1 protein-coding gene is annotated in these 410 nt (G+C 70.0%); it reads left to right on the top strand.

Annotated features, from left to right (window positions below; all coding sequences use genetic code 11):
- Positions 1–410 (top strand): DUF4349 domain-containing protein (locus JWG43_RS21070; RefSeq protein WP_205244448.1); only part of this gene is annotated, 410 nt, incomplete at both ends.

The raw sequence follows: 410 nt of genomic DNA on the forward strand, positions 1-410 counted from the left end.
TCGCTGTGGCGGACCTCGTCGCCGGAGCTGTCGAGGGGGCCGGTGGCTACCTCGACGGCCGCTCGGAGTCCCGGGGAGAGGGCTCGCGGCCCGCGCAGGCGCGTCTGACGGTCCGGGTGCCCCCGGGCGAGGTGCAGCCGATGATCGACTCGTTGCGAGGCATCGGTAAGGTCACCGAGGTCGACCTGTCCTCGTCGGACGTGACGAAGCAGGTGGCTGACCTCGAGACGCGGATCTCCGCGAAGAAGGTCGCCATCACCCGTCTCGAAGAGCTGCTCTCCGGCGCGGGGTCCATGGCAGACCTGCTGGCCGTCGAGGGCGAGCTCACCACCCGCCAGTCGGAGCTGGAACAGCTGCTCACCGAGCAGGCGGGCATCGACGACCTCACGTCCATGGCGACGCTCGAGATC

Origin of the sequence: Desulfobulbus alkaliphilus (genome assembly GCF_016918545.1) — a bacterium.
Lineage (GTDB): Bacteria > Desulfobacterota > Desulfobulbia > Desulfobulbales > Desulfobulbaceae > Desulfobulbus > Desulfobulbus alkaliphilus.